General features: G+C 59.9%; 20 protein-coding genes. 10 read left to right on the plus strand and 10 right to left on the minus strand.

The genetic code is table 11. The annotated features are described in order from the left end of the window. Nucleotides 1–57: 57 nt before the first annotated feature. Nucleotides 58–576 carry a flavin reductase family protein gene (locus ACWTV1_RS00670; RefSeq protein ID WP_498503727.1) on the minus strand — a complete coding sequence of 173 codons (519 nt, stop codon included), beginning with the start codon at nt 574–576 and terminating at the stop codon, nt 58–60. A 67-nt stretch (nt 577–643) separates the two neighbouring features. Here ACWTV1_RS00670 and hisD point away from each other — a divergent pair, with 67 nt between their 5' ends. The 3 genes from hisD to ACWTV1_RS00685 are packed head-to-tail and all read left to right on the plus strand — an operon-like array spanning nt 644 to nt 3,525. Then, a complete protein-coding gene (gene hisD / locus ACWTV1_RS00675) occupies nt 644–1,957 on the plus strand; it encodes a histidinol dehydrogenase (RefSeq protein WP_100389075.1) in 1,314 nt (437 codons plus the stop codon). Nucleotides 1,958–1,977: 20 nt separating this feature from the next. Further along, entirely contained in the window at nt 1,978–2,436 is a 459-nt protein-coding gene (nrdR, locus tag ACWTV1_RS00680) for a transcriptional regulator NrdR (protein WP_100389074.1), read from the plus strand. A 57-nt stretch (nt 2,437–2,493) separates the two neighbouring features. Then, entirely contained in the window at nt 2,494–3,525 is a 1,032-nt protein-coding gene (locus tag ACWTV1_RS00685; RefSeq protein ID WP_498503728.1) for a quinone-dependent dihydroorotate dehydrogenase, read from the plus strand. 108 nt (nt 3,526–3,633) lie between these two features. Here ACWTV1_RS00685 and ACWTV1_RS00690 read toward each other — a convergent pair whose 3' ends face one another. After that, nucleotides 3,634–4,215: a DUF3043 domain-containing protein gene (locus ACWTV1_RS00690; RefSeq protein ID WP_498503729.1), complete on the minus strand. Its 582-nt coding sequence runs from the start codon at nt 4,213–4,215 to the stop codon at nt 3,634–3,636. A 38-nt stretch (nt 4,216–4,253) separates the two neighbouring features. Here ACWTV1_RS00690 and ACWTV1_RS00695 point away from each other — a divergent pair, with 38 nt between their 5' ends. The 6 genes from ACWTV1_RS00695 (at nt 4,254) to ACWTV1_RS00720 (ending at nt 9,574) form a co-directional block, all read left to right on the plus strand. Continuing rightward, nucleotides 4,254–5,672: a dipeptidase gene (locus ACWTV1_RS00695; protein ID WP_498503730.1), complete on the plus strand. Its 1,419-nt coding sequence runs from the start codon at nt 4,254–4,256 to the stop codon at nt 5,670–5,672. A gap of 9 nt (nt 5,673–5,681) precedes the next feature. After that, a complete protein-coding gene (locus tag ACWTV1_RS00700) occupies nt 5,682–6,038 on the plus strand; it encodes a HesB/IscA family protein (protein WP_100389070.1) in 357 nt (118 codons plus the stop codon). Nucleotides 6,039–6,175: 137 nt separating this feature from the next. After that, entirely contained in the window at nt 6,176–7,033 is an 858-nt protein-coding gene (gene ctaC, locus ACWTV1_RS00705; protein ID WP_498505011.1) for an aa3-type cytochrome oxidase subunit II, read from the plus strand. Nucleotides 7,034–7,038: 5 nt separating this feature from the next. After that, the gene (gene ctaD, locus ACWTV1_RS00710) at nt 7,039–8,718 is read left to right on the plus strand and encodes an aa3-type cytochrome oxidase subunit I (protein WP_498503731.1); all 1,680 of its coding nucleotides are present in this window, start codon (nt 7,039–7,041) and stop codon (nt 8,716–8,718) included. Between the two features lie 3 nt (nt 8,719–8,721). Next, nucleotides 8,722–9,144, plus strand: coding sequence for a cytochrome c oxidase subunit 4 (locus tag ACWTV1_RS00715; protein ID WP_498503732.1), 423 nt, complete (start codon nt 8,722–8,724; stop codon nt 9,142–9,144). Then, a complete protein-coding gene (locus tag ACWTV1_RS00720) occupies nt 9,113–9,574 on the plus strand; it encodes a GNAT family N-acetyltransferase (protein WP_498503733.1) in 462 nt (153 codons plus the stop codon). Before ACWTV1_RS00715 ends, ACWTV1_RS00720 begins: the two co-directional genes overlap by 32 nt. A 1,070-nt stretch (nt 9,575–10,644) precedes the next feature. Here ACWTV1_RS00720 and qcrB read toward each other — a convergent pair. From qcrB to ctaE, 4 genes are read right to left on the minus strand one after another with little or no spacing between them, the layout of a single operon-like run. After that, the gene (gene qcrB / locus ACWTV1_RS00725; protein WP_498503734.1) at nt 10,645–12,261 is read right to left on the minus strand and encodes a cytochrome bc1 complex cytochrome b subunit; all 1,617 of its coding nucleotides are present in this window, start codon (nt 12,259–12,261) and stop codon (nt 10,645–10,647) included. Beyond that, nucleotides 12,258–13,334: a cytochrome bc1 complex Rieske iron-sulfur subunit gene (qcrA, locus tag ACWTV1_RS00730; protein WP_341620020.1), complete on the minus strand. Its 1,077-nt coding sequence runs from the start codon at nt 13,332–13,334 to the stop codon at nt 12,258–12,260. The genes qcrB and qcrA overlap by 4 nt, the downstream gene beginning before the upstream one ends. Nucleotides 13,335–13,373: 39 nt before the next feature. Further along, a complete protein-coding gene (gene qcrC, locus ACWTV1_RS00735) occupies nt 13,374–14,183 on the minus strand; it encodes a cytochrome bc1 complex diheme cytochrome c subunit (RefSeq protein WP_341620019.1) in 810 nt (269 codons plus the stop codon). 17 nt (nt 14,184–14,200) lie between these two features. Continuing rightward, a complete protein-coding gene (ctaE, locus tag ACWTV1_RS00740; protein WP_100389062.1) occupies nt 14,201–14,836 on the minus strand; it encodes an aa3-type cytochrome oxidase subunit III in 636 nt (211 codons plus the stop codon). 78 nt (nt 14,837–14,914) lie between these two features. Here ctaE and trpD point away from each other — a divergent pair, with 78 nt between their 5' ends. Beyond that, on the plus strand, nt 14,915–15,970 hold the full coding sequence (trpD, locus tag ACWTV1_RS00745; protein ID WP_341620018.1) for an anthranilate phosphoribosyltransferase: 1,056 nt from the start codon (nt 14,915–14,917) through the stop codon (nt 15,968–15,970). 13 nt (nt 15,971–15,983) lie between these two features. Here trpD and glpK read toward each other — a convergent pair whose 3' ends face one another. The 4 genes from glpK to ACWTV1_RS00765 form a co-directional block, all read right to left on the minus strand. Then, complete coding sequence (gene glpK, locus ACWTV1_RS00750; RefSeq protein WP_498503735.1) at nt 15,984–17,492, minus strand: glycerol kinase GlpK; 1,509 nt, start codon at nt 17,490–17,492, stop codon at nt 15,984–15,986. Nucleotides 17,493–17,515: 23 nt separating this feature from the next. Then, nucleotides 17,516–17,887: a YchJ family protein gene (locus tag ACWTV1_RS00755; protein WP_100389059.1), complete on the minus strand. Its 372-nt coding sequence runs from the start codon at nt 17,885–17,887 to the stop codon at nt 17,516–17,518. A gap of 83 nt (nt 17,888–17,970) precedes the next feature. Then, nucleotides 17,971–18,366: a VOC family protein gene (locus tag ACWTV1_RS00760; RefSeq protein WP_498503736.1), complete on the minus strand. Its 396-nt coding sequence runs from the start codon at nt 18,364–18,366 to the stop codon at nt 17,971–17,973. 284 nt (nt 18,367–18,650) lie between these two features. After that, the gene (locus tag ACWTV1_RS00765; RefSeq protein WP_498503737.1) at nt 18,651–19,031 is read right to left on the minus strand and encodes a DUF805 domain-containing protein; all 381 of its coding nucleotides are present in this window, start codon (nt 19,029–19,031) and stop codon (nt 18,651–18,653) included. Nucleotides 19,032–19,052 lie beyond the last annotated feature (21 nt).

The following is a 19,052-nucleotide window of genomic DNA, read 5'->3' on the forward strand; positions in this document are numbered from 1 at the left end:
GGACTACTTCGGTAGTCCGCTCAATCGTGGCCACCGGGGCGCGACTGCTTCCGGTAGCTAGACGCTAGGCGATTCGTGCTCCAGCTCTATCGGCCGCATATAGGTGCGCTCGTGGTACAGCAGTGCTTCGTCTTCGTCGCCGAGGATGCCATGCTCGATCTCGACTACAACAACGGCGTTGTTGTGCACCGGATGCACGTCAACGATGCGCCCGATCATGACTGCGGTCGCGCCTTCCAGCAGGGGGAGTCCGCTCTCGGTGGGCTTCCAGTGGTCTCCCACGAATCGTAGGTCGTGGTCGGCGGCCATAGTTTCGGCAAGGTGGCGGCTGTGGGGGCCCAGCATGTGGATAGCGATCTGGTTCCCGACAGTGATTGCGGGCCACGAGCTCGACACTTGCGCCATGTTGAACGTCGCCATGGGTGGCACGGCTGCGAGCGACGCAAGAGAGGTCGCGGTGAACCCCACCGGGTGACCGTCCGGGGCGACTGATGTGATGGCGGCAACACCCGCGGCATGGCGCCTGAAGGCAACCTTGAAGGCGTCGATTCCGTTTGCTACGTCTGAATTATCCATATGCTCACCTCAACCCTAATTGCCCAAGGCGAATTCCAAGCAGAGAAAGAACTAGCATGGTCAAGCCATGTCGCTGAATACTATTGATCTCCGGTCCGCTGCTCTGAGCCGTGCGGAACTCTCTCGTGTCATCCCGCGTGCCCAAATGGATGTGTCGGTGGCCTCTGCCGCTGCGATCCAGCTCATCAACGATGTGAGGGAGCACGGCGAGCAAGCTCTTCTTGACCAGGCCGAGCGCCTTGACGGCGTTCTTCCTGCGCGCGTACGAATTCACGCCGACGAGATCACTCGAGCAACTCGTGCCCTTGAGCCATCCGTTCGCGAGGCCCTCGAGCTGGCGATTGACCGTGTGCGCACGGCGAGCAAGGCCCAAGTGCCGCCGCCCATGATGACGCAGCTGGGCGACGGGGCAGAGATTGTTCAGCGCTGGCAGCCGGTCAACCGTGTGGGTCTTTACGTACCCGGTGGCAAGGCTGTTTATCCCTCGAGCGTGATCATGAATGTCGTTCCTGCCCAGATCGCTGGCGTTTCATCGGTCGCCTTAGCCTCCCCGCCGCAGCGTAGTTTCGGGGGAGCAGTGCACCCCACGATTTTGGGTGCGGCCGGTCTGCTCGGCGTGGACGAGGTTTATGCCATGGGTGGCGCGGGTGCTATTGGTGCCTTCGCCTACGGCGTTCAGGAGCTTGGTCTCGACCCCGTTGACATCATTACGGGCCCGGGCAACGTGTACGTTGCCGCAGCCAAGCGTGCCGTGCGTGGTGTAGTCGGCATCGACTCCGAAGCTGGTCCCACCGAGATCTTGATCATTGCGGACGGCTCGGCCGATCCCCGCCTCGTCGCTGCAGACTTACTGAGCCAGGCAGAGCACGATGAGCTTGCCGCTGCCGTTCTCGTCACCGATTCCGAAGAACTAGCGGATGCCGTGCGAACGCACCTTGCTGAACAGCTGGCCGCAACGCCGCACTCTCAGCGCGCCTCCGTGGCTCTCGACGGGCAGCAATCGGCGATTGTTTTGGTTAGCGACATGGCTGCCGCTGCTGCGCTCAGTAACGCTTACGGTCCCGAGCACCTCGAAATCCAGACGGAAGAATCGGGGGCGGTACTCGACATGATCGATAACGCCGGAGCAATCTTCCTCGGTGACCAGTCACCCGTCAGTTTGGGCGATTACCTCGCCGGCTCGAATCACGTACTCCCTACCGGTGGCCAGTCGCGCTTCTCATCCGGCCTCGGCGCGTACACGTTCCTGCGTCCGCAGCAGGTTATTCGCTACAGCCACGACGCTTTGCGTGCGCTTGAGCCCCACATCGTGGCGCTCAGTACCGCTGAGGATCTCCCGGCTCACGGCTCGGCTGTGAGTAAGCGGTTCACCGATCGCTAACCGGGTACTCTTGAGGAACTATGTATTGCCCTTTTTGCAGGCATCCTGACAGCAGGGTTGTCGACTCACGAACCAGTGACGACGGCCTTTCGATTCGTCGTCGTCGCCAGTGCCCCGAGTGTGGCCGCCGTTTCTCCACCACCGAGACCGCATCGTTGAACGTGATCAAGCGCAACGGCGTCGTGGAATCATTTAGTCGCGAGAAGATCGTCAGTGGCGTACGCAAAGCGTGCCAGGGGCGCCCTGTCACCGATACCGATTTGGCCGTGCTCGCCCAGAAGGTCGAAGAAGCGATTCGCGCAACGGGTGCGGCTCAGATCGACGCCAATGAGATTGGTCTCGCGATTCTTTCGCCGTTGCGTGATCTCGATGAGGTCGCGTACCTCCGTTTCGCTAGCGTCTATCAAGCGTTTGACTCGCTCGACGACTTTGACGCCGCAATCAACCAACTTCGTCTCGACCACGGCACCGCTTCGTAGTCGCCACGGTGACTTGTTGATTCTCCCCACCTTCTACCGCTGAGAGCACCGTTAGCCATGTACGACATTTTCTTCCGCACTGTTCTCAAGCGACTCGATCCAGAGTTCGCGCACTCGTTGGCGTTCTCAGTGATTCGTGCGCTGCCCGTAGTTGGCGTGGGAAAGCTGTTGCAGCGTCCGGTTGATCCCTCTTTGCGCGTAGAGACTCTGGGGCTTACCTTCGACTCGCCTTTTGGTGTCGCTGCCGGGTTCGACAAATCTGGTGTGGGTATTCAGGGGCTGGGTCAGCTGGGCTTCAGCCACGTGGAGGTCGGCACGATCACGGCGTTGCCGCAACCGGGTAACCCGAAGCCTCGCCTGTTCCGTCTCGTGGCAGATCGTGGCGTCATCAACCGTATGGGCTTCAATAACGCCGGAGCGATTCGAGCCGCCCACGTGATCGAGCGTGCTCGTCGCCGAGCAGGCCGACCAATCATTGGTGTCAACATCGGCAAGTCGCGAGTGGTCGCGGTCGACGATGCGGTGGCGGACTACCTCACGAGTGCTCGGGCATTAGCGCCGCTTGCTGACTATCTCGTCGTCAACGTCAGCTCACCCAACACGCCCGGTCTCCGAGGGCTCCAAGAGATCGACAAGCTCAAGCCTTTGCTCACCGCAGTTAAGTCGGCGGCGGGCCAAACACCGGTTCTCGTAAAGATCGCTCCCGACGTGACGGACGACGAAGCTCGCGCGATCGCGCGTCTCGCTGTCGACGAACTCGATGGCATCATCGCGACGAACACGACGCTCTCCCGTGAAGGTCTCTCAACGCCCGCCGAGACGGTCGCCGCCGCCGGGGCCGGGGGAGTATCGGGCAAGCCGGTCGCGGCGCGTTCTCTCGAACTGCTTCGCATCATCCGGGCGGTCGTGCCCTCAGAGTTCTGTGTAATCTCCGTCGGCGGAGTCGAGACCGCCGAAGACGTTGCCGAGCGGCTTCGTGAAGGAGCCACGCTCGTGCAGGGTTACACCGGGTTCATCTACCGCGGCCCGTTCTGGGCGCGGTCGATCAACTCGAAGCTCGCGAAACTGATGCGTTCAGAGGGCGCCTAGCAGCGCAGCGCTGAGGTCGCCTCGCTACGACGACGCCCGCTACGGCGACGCCGTTGAACGGCACCACGCGAGGGTTCTCACGCGCGGCGCCGTTCGAATGAAAGAACCTTAGGCCGGGAACTCGCCGCGCTTAACCTGCGGCTTGGGAAGACGCATGATGCGCAGCTGGAGAGAGCGCATTGCGGCGTACCAGCGGACGCGTTCGGCGCGAGACTCGCCAAACTTCTCGTTGATCTTCTTGCGCAGTCGAAGTCCGAGCAGTACGGCGTCGAGAGTGGCGACAAGGAAGAAGCCCCACAGCGCCATGAGGCCGATGACCTGCACCTCGGGCTGCGGGAAGAAGGTCATGATGATTACAGCGAACATCATCGGCACCAGCAGTTCGCCTACGTTGAAGCGCGCATCGACGTAGTCACGGACGAAACGCTTCTGCGGTCCGCGGTCACGAATCGGAAGGTACTTTTCTTCGCCGTTCGCCATTCCAATGCGGGCTCGTTCGCGCTCTGCCTGCATTTGAGTGCGAGCTGCGCGACGCGCTTCTTTGCGGTCATTGGAGACGAGAGGGCGCAAGTTTGCGGCTTCGCGTTCCTTGCGAGTGGGGGTAGGGCGTCCCTTGCCCGAGGTGACGCTGTCGAGTTCGTCGGAGTTCTCGGGAGTGGGGGTGTTATCTGTCGAAGATGTTTTTGCCACGGGGTTCCTTGCGTTGGTGTCGATCTAAGATTACTCGTATGACTCACACGCCGCAGCCGACGTCAGCGTCGACGACTCCCGACCCTCTGCTCGTTCCCCTTACCGAGGCAGTGGAAGCGGCTCTGCCGGCCACCGTTGCCGAGCTCGGGGCTCTCGTTCGCATCCCCTCAGTATCGTGGGATGGCTTCGACGCAGACCAAGTCAAGCGCAGCGCGGAAGCGGCCAAAGCGCTGATCGAGGGCATTGGTGTTTTCGAGACCGTCGAGCTTGCGCGAGCGCCGATCGAGGGTGACACGCTGGGGCATCCCGCGGTTTTGGCAACTCGGAAGGCCAAGAACGGTAAGCCCACGATCTTGCTCTACGCCCACCACGACGTTCAGCCTCCTGGCCACGATGAAGACTGGGATTCGCCTCCCTTCGAGCCCACAGTGCGCGGCGACCGCCTGTACGGCCGTGGTGCGGCTGACGATAAGGCCGGAATCATGGCGCACGTCGCAGCGATTCGGGCTTTTGTGGAGACAGTCGGAACCGACTTTGATCTCGGTCTCGTAGCGTTCTTCGAGGGCGAAGAGGAGTTTGGCTCTCGCTCGTTCGCGAACTTCATCACGGAGAACCGCGAGAAGCTTGCGGCCGACGTTATCGTGGTTGCCGACTCGGACAACTGGGATATCAATACCCCGTCGCTGACAGTTGGACTGCGCGGTAACGTGACGTTCAAGCTCAAGGTATCCACTCTGGCGCACGCCTCGCACTCTGGCATGTTTGGGGGAGCGGTTCCGGATGCGATGCTCGCGGCAATCAAGCTGCTTGCGACGCTTCATGGCGAAGACGGCGCGGTCGCGGTGGAGGGACTCACTAGTCGCGAATCGCAGACCCCCGAGTACAGCGAAGAGAAGCTGCGCCACGAAGCGGGACTTCTCGACGGCGTTTCGTCGATTGGTGATGGAACCGTGTTGAGCCGGCTCTGGGACAAGCCCTCGGTAACGGTGACAGGCATCGACGCTCCTACCGTGATGAACGCATCCAACACTCTTACGCCGAGCGTAACGGTGAAGGTGAGCGCCCGAATCGCACCCGGTCAAGATCCCGAGGAGGCATTCGTAGCGCTTCGCGACCATCTCGAAGCAAACGCACCCTTTGGCGCCCACCTCGAGATCTCCGATGTCGACAAGGGCAGCCCGTTCTTGGTCGACACGAGTGGATGGGCCGTTGAAGTCGTCAAGTCGGCAATGCACGAGGCCTGGGGCAACGAACCTCTCGAGACGGGGATCGGCGGATCAATCCCGTTCATTTCAGACCTCGTCGAAGTTTTTCCTGAGGCGCAGATTCTCGTCACCGGGGTTGAAGACCCAGAGTCGCGCGCTCACAGCCCGAACGAGTCGCTCCACCTCGGGGTTTTCAAGCGCGCCATCCTCACGGAGGCGTTGCTGCTCGCAAAGTTGGAACGGCGGGCGTAGAATTACGTCATGACTGATTCCGCTGTTGAAACTGACACCCACGGTGTTGCGCTGACCGAGGCTGCCTCGAACAAGGTGCGTAGCCTCATGTCGCAAGAGGGCCGCGATGACTTGCGTCTTCGTTTGGCCGTTCAGCCGGGCGGATGCTCAGGGCTCATCTATCAGCTCTACTTCGACGAGCGCTTCCTCGACGGAGACGTCAGCCGAGACTTCGGCGACGGTGTCGAGGTTGTCGTCGACAAAATGAGCGTTCCGTACCTCGACGGTGCGAGCATCGATTTCGAAGACACGATTGAGAAGCAGGGGTTCACTATCGACAACCCCAATGCCGAAGGCAGCTGCGCCTGCGGCGACAGTTTTCACTAATTTCATAGCAATTTTGCGAGAAGGTGCGCCGATTTGGTGCACCTTTTCGCTTGTGCGGGGCGAGGCGGTAATCATTACCCCCTGTCGCTGCGTATAGACTGGAAAGGTATTAGTCCGTGTTCTTCGAGAGGTCACAGGTGCGCTCTAACCGCCGAATTCGATGGGCAGCGATCCCACTCGCTCTGGTTACGATGCTGGTGCTGACCGGCTGTACTCAAGAGCAGTTGCAGGGCTGGCTCCCGGGAGATCCCGAAACCACTAACCACACAAGCCGCATCATCGGGCTGTGGGTCACATCGTGGATCGTCTTGCTCGTGGTGGGTGTCATCACATGGGGCCTCATCATCTGGGCCGCTGTTGTTTACCGCCGTCGCCGTGGACAGACCGGGCTACCCGTTCAGCTCCGCTACAACATGCCGATCGAAGTGTTCTACACGATCGTGCCTCTGATCCTTGTCATCGGGTTCTTCGCATTCACTGCGCGTGACCAGGCTGCCATCGAGCGCGTCGAGGTAAACCCCGACGTAACAATCGAGGTCATCGGCAAGCGTTGGGCTTGGGACTTCAACTACGTTGACGACAACGTCTACAGCGCAGGTGTTCAGGCAGACTTCAACCCCGACGGCACTGTTGACGTCGACAACCTTCCTCAGCTGGTGCTTCCCGTTGACAAGAAGGTCGAGATCAAGATTGAGTCTCGCGACGTTGTTCACTCTTTCTGGGTGGTGGACTTCCTTTACAAGAAGGACATGATCCCCGGCAAGAGCAACTACATGTACTTCATCCCCACTAAGGAAGGCACGTACCAGGGCAAGTGCGCTGAGCTATGTGGCGAGTACCACTCGCTCATGCTCTTCACCGTCAAGGTTGTGTCTCAGGCTGAGTACGACGACTACATCGAGGGCCAGCGCGACGCCGGCTTCGAGGGTCAAATCGGACTCGAATACAACGTCAACCAGAACTTGCCCGGCAACGGCAGCAGCGACGAGGAATAGGGCTCATGAGCGTCGAACGTAAGGGCAACGTCATGGTGAACTGGATCACCTCGACGGACCACAAAACTATTGGGTACATGTACCTGATCACGTCATTCTTCTACTTCCTTCTCGGCGGTGTAATGGCGCTGGTCATCCGTGCTCAGCTCTTTGAGCCGGGTCTCTCGATTGTTGCAACTGGGGAGCAGTACAACCAGTTGTTTACGATGCACGGCACGATCATGCTGCTGATGTTCGCTACGCCACTGTTTGCCGGCTTCGCGAACGTTCTGATGCCGCTTCAGATCGGTGCTCCTGACGTCGCGTTCCCGCGTCTGAACGCGTTCGCCTACTGGCTCTACAGCTTCGGTTCGCTGATCGCGGTCGCCGGATTCCTCACCCCTCAGGGTGCGGCATCCTTCGGTTGGTTCGCGTACGCACCACTGTCGAGCACTACGTTCTCGCCGGGAATTGGCGGAAACCTCTGGGTCTTCGGCCTCGCGATGAGTGGTTTCGGAACCATTCTTGGTGCCGTCAACTTCATTACCACGATCATTACGATGCGTGCTCCGGGTATGACCATGTTCCGCATGCCGATCTTCACGTGGAACACCCTCGTGACGTCGCTGCTGATCCTCATGGCGTTCCCCGTTCTGGCCGCAGCGATGTTTGGCCTCGGCATGGATCGCGTATTCGACGGTCATATCTATGACCCGGCAAATGGTGGGGTTCTGCTCTGGCAGCATCTCTTCTGGTTCTTCGGGCACCCCGAGGTGTATATCATCGCGCTTCCGTTCTTCGGAATCGTCTCTGAAGTATTCCCGGTCTTCAGTCGCAAGCCCATCTTCGGTTACAGCACCCTCATCTACGCGACGATCTCGATTGCTGCGCTGTCGGTCACGGTGTGGGCTCACCACATGTACGTCACCGGTTCTGTTCTTCTCCCGTTCTTCTCGCTCATGACAATGCTCATCGCGGTGCCAACGGGTGTGAAGATCTTCAACTGGATCGGCACAATGTGGCGCGGTTCGATCACCTTCGAAACTCCCATGTTGTGGGCTATCGGATTCCTCGTGACGTTCACCTTCGGTGGACTCACGGGTGTCATCCTGGCTAGCCCGCCGCTCGACTTCCACGTGTCTGACACGTACTTCGTCGTAGCTCACTTCCACTACGTAGTCTTCGGAACCGTTGTATTCGCAATGTTCAGTGGGTTCTACTTCTGGTGGCCCAAGTGGACCGGCAAGATGCTCAACGAGAGCTTGGGAAAGATCCACTTCTGGTTGCTGTTCATCGGCTTCCACATGACGTTCCTCATCCAGCACTGGGCTGGCGTCGTCGCGCTGCCGCGTCGTTACCGCACCTATCTTGAAGAAGATGGCGTGACGTGGATGAACCAGGTCTCGACGATCGGTGCATTTGTTCTCGCGATCTCGATGATCCCGTTCCTCTACAACGTCTACGTGACGGCCCGCAAGGCGCCCAAGGTCACGGTCAATGACCCGTGGGGCTACGGACGTTCACTCGAGTGGGCAACGAGCTGCCCGCCGCCTCGTCACAACTTCACGTCTATCCCTCGGATCCGTTCAGAGTCCCCAGCATTTGACTTGAACCACCCCGAAGCGGGAATCCCGGTTGGAATTGGTCCAGGCAAGGATGCTCCTGAAGCTCCCGTTTACGACCTCGCAGATGAGAAAGTGAAGTAACCGATGAATGCAAACGTCAAGCTCTACTGGATTCTCACGGTCTTCTTCTTCCTCTTGGCCGGGCTGTACACCGCATGGTCGCTCCTCGATGCTGCTCACCAGCAGGTCGAGTGGGTCGGTACCCTCACGCTTCTCCTGAGCGGAATGCTCTGGGCTCTGATTGCCTTCTACCTCGACAAGGTTCACAAGGCACAGGGCGCTGAGCTGGCCGAAGACCGCCTGGATGCCAACATTGAAGACGGCGACGCCGAGCAGGGGCACTTCAGCCCCTGGAGCTGGTGGCCCATCGTTCTCGCTGGTGCTGCTTCGCTCGTATTCTTGGGCGTAGCGATCGGACCATGGATCGCATTCATCGGCGGAGGAATTCTCGTCGTTAGCCTCGTCGGGTGGACGTATGAGTACTACCGCGGATACTTCGCTCACTAACGCGACGCAGATTCGCCCCGCGACTGTTCAGGACGCGTCTTCGGTATTTGAGCTGCTCAAGCAGCTGGGCACCGAGTACGCCCCGGATCGCGCAGCGTTCGATTCTGCTTTCGCTCATGCGGTCGACGATCGGGCGACCACCCTCACGCTCGTTGCAGCCCAGCCGGCTGGCGCGGTTGTCGGCTACGCCTTTGCGACCATCGCACACCTGCTCCACACCAACGGCAGCTCAGCTCAACTTCAAGAGCTGGTAGTGGATAGCAGTGTCCAAAGCACCGGTATCGGCACTCGGCTCGTTGAAGCGGTAGAGGCCGTCTGCCTCGAGCGGGGAGTGCGTCAGCTCACTGTTCCCAGCCGTGGTTCTGCAGACTTCTTTGAGCGCATCGGTTACATGTCGACCGCCGACTTCTTGAAGCGTGTCTTCGACTAACCACTCTGATCTTCACGGGTCGCGCTGCGTGCTTCGCGACTGAGGACAGTCTCTGGGCCGTGTGCGATCGGAGTCTCCATTTGCGCCTCTGCTATCTCCCCGGGAGATCTGCACGCCATAAGGCCGTGGGTTATCCCGTGACGTAACCGTCCCGACGCGGGACCAACTCGAGTTGCTGAGCGACGTCAGCAGTCCTTATACACCTCCACGAGATGCACTGTGCTCGCCGCCTGAGCGAGACTCTTCCGACGCTCCGGCACGAGTCGCGGTGTTCTTAGTGCGTCACGCTCGCGCCTATTCACAGTGAGACCGCGAACTCGGCCTGAACGTCGTCGGCGCGGTTTGACGCTCGCGCGATGCTCTCAGCGCTCTAGCGGCTGCGGGAGGGAGCGGCTTCGCGGCTTGGGCAGCCCGGGCGGCCTGCGCTGCTCGGGAAGTCTAGGAAGCCTGCGTTATCCAGCGAAGCTTCGGAAGCCCGGTGTAGCCGGAGAGCTCAGGCTAGCCGGAAGCACGGGATTGCCGGAAGCACGGGATTGCCGGAAGCACGGGATTGCCGGACGTCTGGTGTAGCCGGGAGCTTGGGATAGCCGGAAGAATGGGATAGCCGGAAGAATGGGATAGCCGGGCAGTACGGGCTAGTCGGGCAGCCGGGACCACCCGGAACCAGCGGGGTAGACCAGTCAACGCCCTAGTGTGCGCGAAGGTGGTTGAGCCGGGGGTTGTTCGTTCCGCAGCGCTTGTTCTCGCGCAGCCGACAAACGTGCGCGTCGTGCAGATGAGGCTCTACGGGGACTCTTGCTGGAGTATTGAGGTGAGAGGGTAGTCGGCGAAAGCGGCCGTCCGGGGCCCGTGGTCTTCGTGTTCGCAATATGAACTGCGGTGTGGGGTTCGCAGGCTCGCTGGTTCCGTTTGAGAGGCGCCACGCGGTGCTGCGATCGCAGGTTCGGTATAGGGCCACCTGAGGTTTGCCGCGGCCGCTAGATTGGCTGTCGATCATCCCGTTAACGCCGTGTGGGCCCCACCGAAAGAAATTCGGTGAGGCCCACACAGGTTAGAACGGGGGAGCAGCCTTAGTGGTGCTCGTCCTTGGACTGCTCGATCTCCTGTTGTGACACAGGAGCGATGCGGTCTTCGAAGAACCAACGCGAAGCCGAAGCACGCAGACGCTGTCCGAAGGTGATGCGACCCTGATCGTTAGGGCGAATCATCAACGGCTTGTAGTCCGTGTAGCTGACGAGTTTCCAGCGCTCGTACTCGGAGAGCTGCTCGTGAACTTCGATGTACTCACCGTGCGGCAGGCGAACGATGCGTCCTGACTCGTAGCCGTGGAGAGCAATCTCGCGGTCCTTCTTCTGCAGGCCGAGGCAGACGCGTTTCGTGATGAAGTACGCGATGATCGGACCAAAGATGAGCAGAGCCTGGCAGGAGTGAATGACTCCCTCGATCGATAGCTTGAAGTGCGTTGCTATCAAGTCCGAACTTGCGGCGGCCCACAGGACTGCGTAGAACGTTACGCCGGCTGCACCGATAGCGGTACGGGTCGGAGCGTTACGCGGGCGGTCAGCAATGTGGTGCTCACGCTTGTCGCCGGTGATCCACGCTTCAATGAAGGGGTAGAAGGCAACGATTGCGATGAAGAGGCCCAAGATCACCAGCGGAGCGATGATGTTGAATGACCACGTGAAGCCGAACCACTCGGTTTCCCACCCTGGCGGCACGAGTCGCAGCGCGCCGTCGGCGAACCCGATGTACCAGTCAGGCTGAGTACCTGCAGAAACAGGGGAGGGGTCGTACGGCCCGTAGTTCCAGACTGGGTTGATTGAGAACGTGGATGCGATCAACGTGATGACACCGAAGACGATGAAGAAGAATCCACCAGCCTTGGCTGCGAAGCCAGGCATTACGGGGGAGCCCACGACGTTGTCGTTGGTGCGTCCGGGGCCAGCGAACTGCGTGTGCTTGTTGATCACGAGCAGCAGCATGTGAACGCCGATTGCTGCGATGATCAGCGCGGGCAGCAGCATGATGTGCAGGATGTAGAGGCGGCTCACGATGTCGATGCCGGGGAACTCTCCACCGAACAGAAGGTAGGAGATCCATGTTCCGATGACGGGGATTCCCTTGACCATTCCGTCGATGATGCGCAGGCCGTTACCGGAAAGCAGGTCATCGGGGAGTGAGTAGCCGGTGAAGCCCTCAGCCATCGCGAGAATGAAGAGAACGAAACCGATGAACCAGTTGATCTCGCGCGGCTTGCGGAATGCTCCCGTGAAGTAAACGCGAAGCATGTGCAGACCGATTGCGGCCACGAACAGCAACGCTGCCCAGTGGTGAATCTGGCGCATGAGGAGTCCACCGCGGATGTCAAACGAGATATCGAGCGTGGAGGCCATAGCCGCCGACATCTCGATTCCCTTGAGCGGTGCGTAGGAGCCCTCGTAATGAACTTCAACCATCGACGCCTCGAAGAAGAACGTCAAGAACGTTCCCGAGAGCAGGATGACGACGAAGCTGTAGAGCGCTACTTCACCGAGCATGAACGACCAGTGGTCGGGGAAGATCTTGCGACCTACCTCTTTGACGAGTCCAGAAATGCTGGTGCGTTCGTCGATGTAGTTCGCTGCAGCTCCCGTGAAACGCTGTCCGCGCGTCTTGGGCTGTGCGTCCTGGGTGGGGGTGGTTGTCATAGCTGGCGCTCCCAGAAGCTTGGACCGACGGGCTCTTCAAAGTCGCTCTTAGCGATGAGGTAGCCCTCTGAGTCGACCGTGATCGGCAATTGCGGAAGTGGACGCTTCGCTGGGCCGAAGATTACGGCTGCTTCGCGCTTGATGTCGAACTGTGATTGGTGGCACGGGCACAGCAGGTGGTGCGTCTGCTGTTCGTACAGTGCAACGGGGCATCCGACGTGGGTGCAGATCTTGGAGTAAGCGACGATTCCGTCGTAGTTCCAATCTTCGCGGCCCTCGGAAACCTGCAGGTCTTCTGGCTTCAAGCGAACGAGGAGAACAGCAGCTTTAGCTTTCTCTTCGATGCGGTGCTCGGAGTCGTTGAGTCCTTCAGGAATGACTTGGAATGCGGAGCCGATAGTGAGGTCAGAGGCCTTGATCGGGGTTCCGCTGGGGTCACGCGTCAGGCGCATGCCCTCTTCCCAGAAAGTGTGCTTGAGCAGACCAACCGGGTCGTCAGCAGGAGCGAGGTCGCGGAAGAGCACGACAGCGGGGAGTGGAGTGACAACCAGCGCGCCGATAAGCGTGTTGCGAAGAAGGGTGCGACGACCGAAGCCGGAGTCCTTGTTGCCCAGCGTGAATACTTCGATGGCCTTGGCACGAGTCTCTTCGCTGCCACGTGTGCTGTGACGCTGTTCTACGAGGTCGTGACCCTGCATCAATGCCTTCGACCAGTGAACCGCACCGATGCCGATTCCCAGCAGCCCGAGGGTGATTCCCAAGCCGAGGAAGAGGGTGTTGTTGCGAACCGACTGCATGTTGCCAGGCTCGATCGGGAAAGCGAAATACGCGACTACCGCGAGAATGCTTCCGACGATCGACAATGCGAAGAGCAGTGACACACGGCGCTCTTGTTGCTTATCGACCTTGGGGTCGAGATCCGTTACGCGTGGGCGATGCGGAAGGAACCCAGGGTTGGGCACCTCGTCACTTGCGACGACGGCGGTGCCTGCACTGTGTGCAGGAGCGCCGTGCTTCTCGACGTCCTTACCCGCAGCCGTGCTGCCGGCGGTGTCGCCGTGGTCGTCTGCCATTCTTATCCCTTCAACCGTCCGCTGTGAAGCGGTCGCTAACTAGTTTGACTTAGCCGTGAGCCAGACCGTGATTGCCACGATCGCGCCAAGGCCGAAGATCCAGATGAACAGACCCTCAGAAACGGGGCCGAGTGATCCAAGCGTGAATCCACCAACGGAAGGAGTCTCATCGAGGTACTTGAGGTACGTGATGATGTCTGCCTTTTCCTCCGGAGTGAGGTTCGCGTCGTTGAATACGGGCATGTTCTGCGGGCCGGTAAGCATGGCTTCGTAGACGTGCTTTGAGGTGACGCCGGAGAGTGCCGGAGCGTACTTGCCCTCGGTCAGCGCTCCACCAGCACCAGCAACGTTGTGGCACATTGCGCAGTTGATGCGGAAGAGCTCAGCACCGTTAGAAACGTCGTCCTTGCCGGTGAGGTACATGTCGGCGGGGATTGCGGGGCCGGGGCCCTGCGCTGCGACGAAGACAGAAAGAGCTTGAATCTGCTCTTCGGTGAACTGAACCGGCTTAACCTCAGCCTGCGGACCGGTAATTGCCATGGGCATACGACCGGTTCCGACCTGGAAGTCGGTTGCTGCCGCACCGACGCCGATAAGCGTGGGGCCCTGAGTCGTTCCCTGAAGGTCGAGACCGTGACACGTTGCACAGTTTGCGGCGAAGAGCTTTCCGCCTTCTTCTACGAGAGCTTCAGCGGATGCGCTGGTCTCTGCCGTTGCACTGGAAGTGAACAGCGCATATGCACCGCCCGTTCCCAAGAGGCCGACGAGCAGGAGGGCTACAGTCGCAAGGGGATGGCGTCGCCCAGCGGATCGAGATCCGCCTGACGCGCGAGCTGCCTGTGAGGCCATTACGTCTATTCCGTTTCTTATTTGAGCACGTAGATGATGAGGAAGAGGCCGATCCACACTACGTCGACAAAGTGCCAGTAGTAGGAAACAACGATTGCAGTCGTTGCCTCTTTGTGTCCGAACTTCTTGACGGCAAAGCCGCGACCGAGCACGAGCAGGAAGGCTATGAGGCCACCAGCTACGTGGAGTCCGTGGAACCCGGTAGTGATGTAGAAGGCCGAGCCGTAAGAATCGCTCGACAGGCTGACGTGCTCGGAAACGAGCGTTGCGTACTCCCAGACCTGGCCGGTGACGAAGACGGCTCCCATGGCATAAGTCATGAAGAACCACTCGGTCATGCCCCACTTGCGCATGTCGAACAGCGAACCGGTGCGGCTCACTTGCATACGCTCAGCGGCAAAGACACCGAACTGGCAGGTCACGGACGAGAGCACGAGGATGATCGTGATGGTCGTCGCGAATGGCACGTTGAGCTTTTCGGTCTGTTCCGCCCACAATCCGGGGGACGTCGACTTCAACGTGAAGTAAATAGCGAAGAGGCCGGCGAAGAACATCACCTCGCTACCGAGCCAAACGATGGTACCGACCGCAACAGTGTTCGGTCGCTGGACAGACTGGGCTCCAAGAGAGCGGTTGAGGGCAGCTGTGGTCACGTATCTATTATGGCTGATAACTCGGCGTAAGTTTTTCAATCTCCGGCCTGTCGGCTCAGGATCGGTAGAATTTCATTCATGTCTGCATCCCCAACTTGGCCAGAAATCCTTTCAACGCTTGTCTCCGGCAAGGATTTGTCGATCAGCCAAGCCTCCTGGGCGATGAATTCTGTGATGGTCGGTGAAGCGACATCCGCTCAGTTGGCCGCCATGTTGATCGCGCTTCGAATCAAGGGCGAAACAGTCGACGAGATTGTTGGATTCCGCGATGCTGCGCTGGCGAGTGCTCTGCCGCTGCCCGTGGATCCGATGGCATTGGACATCGTGGGCACCGGCGGCGACCCCTACGGTGCTGTGCTGAACATTTCCTCGGTTGCGTCCGTTATTGCGGCAGCGGGGGACGTTCCCGTTATTAAGCACGGCAATCGTGGCGCGAGTAGCAAGAGCGGTGCATCCGATGTTCTGAGTGCTTTGGGACTCAAGCTCGATCTCACCCCGGAACGCGTCGCTGAAGTGCTGGATGAAGTGGGCATCACTTTCGTCTACGCCGCTCTTTTCCACCCGGGCTTTGCCCATGCGGGGCCGACCCGACGTGAGATGGGCATTCCCACTCTGTTCAACATTCTTGGTCCGCTGTGCAACCCCGCTCGCCCGCAGGCCTCGGCCGTGGGCGTCGGTAGCCGTGAGCGAGTGAGCCTGCTCGTGGGGGTGTTCCAAACGCGCGGAGCAACGGCGCTCGTTTACCGAGGCGACGATGGAATCGACAAGTTGACGACGACTGGTCACAGCCACGTGTGGGAAGTGTCGCGCGGTTCTGTGACCGAGCACGACCTCGACCCGCTTGAGCTCGGCATCCCGCGCGCGCCGATCGAAGCACTCTTGGGCAAGGACCCGGAGTACAACGCTCAGGTGATTCGCTCGATTCTGGCGGGTGAGAAGTCTCCGGCGCGCGATGTTGTCTTGCTCAACGCAGCCGCTGGACTGGCCTCATTCGAACTCGCGAAGGATGCCGATCAAAGCCGGCGCCCGCTCGTGCAGCGACTGCGCGAACAGCTTGAGCGCGCCGAAGACATCGTCGACTCCGGTCGCGCGAGCGCCAAGCTCGACGAATGGGTCGCCGCGACTAATCGCTAGGCGAGCGAGCCGCCTAATCGGTGTCTTCGTTGACCCAGTCGAGCGTCTTAGTGATGGCCTTTTTCCAGTTGCGGATGAGGCGCTCACGCTCGGCAGCATCCATCTGAGGCTCCCAGCGTTCGCCTTCGTTCCAGCGATCGCGCAGCTCATCAAGCCCGCTCCAGTAGTCGACGGCGAGGCCGGCTGCGTATGCAGCACCGAGTGCCGTGGTCTCTGCGACTTCGGGGCGAACGACCGGCATGTTGAGGATGTCCGCTTGAAATTGCATGAGCGCGGAGTTGGCGACCATGCCGCCATCCACTCGCAGCTCCGTCATCGCGACGTCGGCATCCGCATTGGCTGCTTCGATCACGTCGCTCGTTTGGAACGCGGTGGCTTCGAGCGCGGCGCGAGCAATGTGACCCTTGTTCGCAAAACGAGTGAGGCCGAGAATCGCTCCCCGAGCATCCGGACGCCAGTGAGGCGCAAAGAGACCAGAGAACGCAGGCACGAAGTAAACGCCGCCATTGTCGTCGACTGACGCGGCAAGAGTTTCGACCTCTTCGGAACGAGAAATGATGCCGAGGTTGTCCCGCAGCCACTGGATGAGTGAGCCCGTTACGGCAATCGAGCCTTCGATCGCGTAGCGGGGTGCGTCGTCACCGAGTTGGTAGGCGAGCGTCGTGATGAGTCCGTTGTCGGAGTGCACGATGTCGGTGCCGGTGTTCGTGATGAGGAAGTTTCCGGTGCCATAGGTATTCTTCGATTCGCCAGCTTCGAAGGCAGCCTGCCCGAAAGTTGCTGCCTGCTGGTCGCCCAAAATGCCCGCGACGGGAACTTCGCGCAGCAGACTCGAGGTCGAAACGGTGCCGTACACCTCAGATGAGCTGCGGATGTCGGGCATCAGCGAAGCCGGAATGCCCAGTTCGGCGAGAATATCTTCGCTCCACGTGCGCGACTCGAGATCCATCAGCAGCGTGCGACTCGCGTTGGTGACGTCCGTGGCGTGCACTCCGCCGTCGGGGCCGCCGGTGAGGTTCCACAGCACCCACGTGTCGGGGGTTCCGAAGGCGAGCTCGCCCGCCTCGGCACGCTCGCGAACTCCGTCGACGTTGTCGAGCATCCACACAATCTTGGACGCCGAGAAATACGTCGCCAGGGGCAGTCCGGTGATCTTCTTGAACTTGTCGGTGTCGCCATCGGCGATGCGATCGATGATGGCCTGAGTGCGGGTGTCTTGCCAGACGATCGCGTTGTACACGGGCTTGCCGGTGGCGCGGTCCCAAATGATGGCCGTTTCGCGCTGGTTGGTGATGCCGACCGCGGCGATGCTGTGGCGGGTGATGTTGGCCTTGGAGAGCGCTTGACCGATGACCTCGCGCGTGTTGTTCCAAATTTGGGTGGCGTCGTGTTCGACCCAGCCCGCTTTCGGGAAGATTTGATCGTGCTCCAGCTGGCCCGAGGTGACCGGTTTGCCGTCGTGATCAAAAATGATCGCGCGCGTGCTGGTGGTGCCCTGATCGATCGAGAGTATGTAGTTCACCGGTTCTCCTTGGTTCTCACTCATTAGATAGCGTCAACGTAAAGCCACGCGCCATTTTCGCGCACAAAGTTGCTGTTCTCGTGCTGCTGGTCGGCTCCACCATCGTGCCGATAGTGCGCGCGAAACTCGACGGTGCCGGTGGTGTCGAACATGCTGCCACCGGTGCGCGAGACGATGTCGAGTCGAAACCAGCGCACATCCGCATCAAGTTCGAGCGCTGCGGGACGGGTAGACGGATGCCACGTCTTCAGCAGATAGGCGGTGTCGCCGACAGAGTAGGCGCTGTACCGCGAGCGCATGAGGCGTTCAGCAGTGGGAGCGAGTGCCTCACCGCGATGGAAGCGGCCGCAACACTCGTCGTAGGTCTCGGACGATTGGCACGGGCACGCGTTCATCTACCCAGATTAGCTAAAGCCGAGAATATTGACGTGACGTGACGTGACGTGACGTGGCTGCGAAGGTCACACCCTGACAGTTTCTATTCGGGCACCGCAGACATGTCCATCCACACAAAATCGAGCTGATGACCGTCAGGGTCGCTTACTCCGCGCGAATACATGAAACCGAGATCAATTGTGTCGCGTCGAGGCTGTGCGCCCGCGGCGATGGCATTCTCAAAAAAGGTGTCGACCTCTGCTCTGTCTGCCGCGCTGAAAGCAAGGGACATTGCGGGTGTTGCTGTGGTGGGGAAGAGCTCGTGCTCAGCAGCAAAGCTGGGGGAGAGGAGCATCAAAAAGATGTTCTCGTCTACAACTGCGCAGGCCGCGTTCTCGTCAGTGAATTCCTCGTTTAGCGCAAAACCGAGTGCGGTGTAGAAAGCCTTAGCTTGCTCTAAGTCGCTAACGGCGATGTTCGGAAAAATCATTCTGCTCATAAATCGAGTGTGGCACCGAGGAGCGTAGCGGTCCAGAGCAGAATTTTGGGCGCCTAGGTAGAGGTCGTCGCAACAAGTTGGTCAATGATCCCTATTTCATATTTCTGGATCGTGACAATCCGTTTTGCAACGGTGCGCACGTTCGCGATTGCCGCGTTCTCGGTTGGCATCTTGGCTATGTGGACGCCGCCCACGTGGCGAGCGCCGTGCCGGCCGCCGCGAGGGACCGGAAGCGAAGAGGCCGCGGCAAAAATGCCATGGTGGCGGTGGTTCCTATGAAACCCTTATGGAGTCGCTGTGGGCTCAGGGGGAGTGGCTGGCTGCTGGTGGATGCTCGGCTGGGTCAGGAACACGATGAGAACGATGACACCGGCGATCGGAACGAGGATCCAGAAGAGGTTGGTCCAATGGCGGCCGGTATCGCGCAACCTACGCACTGCGACGGCAAGCTGTGGAACAAGAAGGGTGAGCGACCACGCACTACTCAGACCGACAGAGAATCCATAGTTGCCCATTTCGCTGCTCGCCGAGGGGTCAAGCGAGGCAGCAATCGACGTCGTGATGAACGAGAACAGCGCGAACCACCAGTACTCGGGGCGGCTTGCGACACCGGTGAAATCCGCGTACTTACGAAAGACTGTGGTGATCGATTCGAAGAAAGTCATGAGTACTCCAGCGCGCTAGTC

The organism is Salinibacterium sp. VpJ6 (genome assembly GCF_059767345.1).

Coding starts and splice junctions, on each gene's coding strand:
- ACWTV1_RS00670 (WP_498503727.1), bottom strand. CDS start 576: ATGGATAATTCAGACGTAGCAAACGGAATCGACGCCTTCAAGGTTGCC.
- hisD (WP_100389075.1), top strand. CDS start 644: ATGTCGCTGAATACTATTGATCTCCGGTCCGCTGCTCTGAGCCGTGCG.
- nrdR (WP_100389074.1), top strand. CDS start 1,978: ATGTATTGCCCTTTTTGCAGGCATCCTGACAGCAGGGTTGTCGACTCA.
- ACWTV1_RS00685 (WP_498503728.1), top strand. CDS start 2,494: ATGTACGACATTTTCTTCCGCACTGTTCTCAAGCGACTCGATCCAGAG.
- ACWTV1_RS00695 (WP_498503730.1), top strand. CDS start 4,254: ATGACTCACACGCCGCAGCCGACGTCAGCGTCGACGACTCCCGACCCT.
- ACWTV1_RS00700 (WP_100389070.1), top strand. CDS start 5,682: ATGACTGATTCCGCTGTTGAAACTGACACCCACGGTGTTGCGCTGACC.
- ctaD (WP_498503731.1), top strand. CDS start 7,039: ATGAGCGTCGAACGTAAGGGCAACGTCATGGTGAACTGGATCACCTCG.
- ACWTV1_RS00715 (WP_498503732.1), top strand. CDS start 8,722: ATGAATGCAAACGTCAAGCTCTACTGGATTCTCACGGTCTTCTTCTTC.
- ACWTV1_RS00720 (WP_498503733.1), top strand. CDS start 9,113: ATGAGTACTACCGCGGATACTTCGCTCACTAACGCGACGCAGATTCGC.
- qcrB (WP_498503734.1), bottom strand. CDS start 12,261: ATGACAACCACCCCCACCCAGGACGCACAGCCCAAGACGCGCGGACAG.
- qcrA (WP_341620020.1), bottom strand. CDS start 13,334: ATGGCAGACGACCACGGCGACACCGCCGGCAGCACGGCTGCGGGTAAG.
- qcrC (WP_341620019.1), bottom strand. CDS start 14,183: ATGGCCTCACAGGCAGCTCGCGCGTCAGGCGGATCTCGATCCGCTGGG.
- trpD (WP_341620018.1), top strand. CDS start 14,915: ATGTCTGCATCCCCAACTTGGCCAGAAATCCTTTCAACGCTTGTCTCC.
- ACWTV1_RS00755 (WP_100389059.1), bottom strand. CDS start 17,887: ATGAACGCGTGCCCGTGCCAATCGTCCGAGACCTACGACGAGTGTTGC.
- ACWTV1_RS00760 (WP_498503736.1), bottom strand. CDS start 18,366: ATGAGCAGAATGATTTTTCCGAACATCGCCGTTAGCGACTTAGAGCAA.
- ACWTV1_RS00765 (WP_498503737.1), bottom strand. CDS start 19,031: ATGACTTTCTTCGAATCGATCACCACAGTCTTTCGTAAGTACGCGGAT.